1 protein-coding gene is annotated in these 1037 nt (G+C 44.6%); it reads right to left on the bottom strand.

What is annotated here, in order from left to right; all coding sequences use genetic code 11:
• On the bottom strand, window positions 1–1037 hold a 1037-nt coding region (locus R7070_RS26560; RefSeq protein WP_318141568.1), incomplete at both ends, for an AsmA family protein.

The following is a 1037-nucleotide window of genomic DNA, read 5'->3' on the forward strand; positions in this document are numbered from 1 at the left end:
TACGCCACGGTCAATTTCTTTCTGAGCTTTCTGTTTAAGAACATCATCGAATACGAGTTTGAATTTAGGGTCCGCCCACTTACCAGACACATTGATTGGAATCGTGATATCCTTCAGCTCATCGATGTTTTTACCACCTTGGCCTTCTAGCGTACCCACAATTGAAGTACTGATAGTAAAGTCGACCGTCTCATTGATGTAGTTTGCACTGCCGTTACCACGCACACGTAGTAACGGTGATTGAGCATGCAAGTTGTCCGTTGATACCACACCTTTGTTTAGTTTCAACGTCGCGGTCATCCCACTGAAGTCTGTTTTCTTCACTTCGTTGGTACTTTCAACTTTTTGCCCTTTGAATCGCGCGTAGTTTTCACGAATCAATTGAGCAACGTTGATGCCATTTACCGCACCATCAGCAAAGTTAATCACTACCGTACCAGCAAGGTTCTGTTTGATACCTGTCGGCGTCAAACTGCTACCTTGGACATTCACGTCGATGTTACCCGTACCTTCTAGCTTGTCGTTGTTAGCAACATCAATCAGTAGCGGTTGAACTTTCACACCTTTGATTGATTTTTTCACGCTGTAAGTCGCTGGCGTCTTACGTGCATCTAGTCTTGCTGTTGCTGAAATTGTGCCTTGGTACAACTTCGAGCTAAATGATGTGAGGTCAAACACACCACGATTGACAGTGAAGCTCGCTTTTACCGCTTCCATTTTCGCGTTAGCCGCTTTGAACTTATCGATGGTGATATCACCTTTGACATCCAGCGTTTTCAGTGCTGAAAGATCCGGCTCAACTTCAGGCCCCGCGGATGCACTCTTACCACCAGAGGCTGGCTTTTCGCTTGCTGGTGCTTGTTTATCCAAGCCTAAGAATTCATCTAAATCGATATTAGGGCTATGAAGGGCAAAACGTATTTTTGGAATGTCTCCCAATGTCACATCGGCTTTACCATCCAATGCAATCGCGTTTGCGGTTAACTTCTCTAGAATAAAGCTAAGGTGGCTTTTATTTAGGTCAAATGAAAGGTCAG

The sequence above is a fragment of the Vibrio sp. 1557 genome, assembly GCF_033340175.1.
GTDB lineage: Bacteria > Pseudomonadota > Gammaproteobacteria > Enterobacterales > Vibrionaceae > Vibrio > Vibrio alginolyticus.